At 43.2% G+C, this 642-nt stretch carries 1 protein-coding gene; it reads right to left on the reverse strand.

Annotated elements, in window-relative coordinates; genetic code table 11:
- Positions 1-642 (reverse strand): DUF11 domain-containing protein (locus GBO31_RS23345; protein ID WP_219011034.1); only part of this gene is annotated, 642 nt, incomplete at both ends.

Genomic DNA, 642 nt, shown 5'->3' on the forward strand with positions numbered 1-642 from the left:
ACTGTCTGGATCATTGTTCGCACTGCTCGTTACTTCGGCTACATTCTCATAATCTCCACTCGCATCTACCGTAACGGTAATCTCTAAACTTGTACTTGCTCCATTGGCAATTGCTGGTAACGTCCAAACACCTGTACCACTTACATAAGCTCCTGATCCATTGTCCGATACATACGTATATCCTGTCGGTAACTGATCTGTTACTGTAGCTCCTGCTGGTAAATCATTTGGACCGTCATTACTAACCTCCAACGTAAAGATAATCGTGTCTCCTACATTAGGGGTACTATTGTTAACACTCTTGGCTAAACTTAAATCACTCGTCGGAGTAACCGTAGGTGTATTRCTATCCTCATCATCCTCACTCTGATCTCCATCATCATTATTTGGTGTACTGTCTGGATCATTGTTCGCACTGCTCGTTACTTCGGCTACATTCTCATAATCTCCACTCGCATCTACCGTAACGGTAATCTCTAAACTTGTACTTGCTCCATTGGCAATTGCTGGTAACGTCCAAACACCTGTACCACTTACATAAGCTCCTGATCCATTGTCCGATACATACGTATATCCTGTCGGTAACTGATCTGTTACTGTAGCTCCTGCTGGTAAATCATTTGGACCGTCATTACTAACCTC

Source organism: Aquimarina litoralis, from assembly GCF_019295435.1.
Lineage (GTDB): Bacteria > Bacteroidota > Bacteroidia > Flavobacteriales > Flavobacteriaceae > Aquimarina > Aquimarina litoralis_A.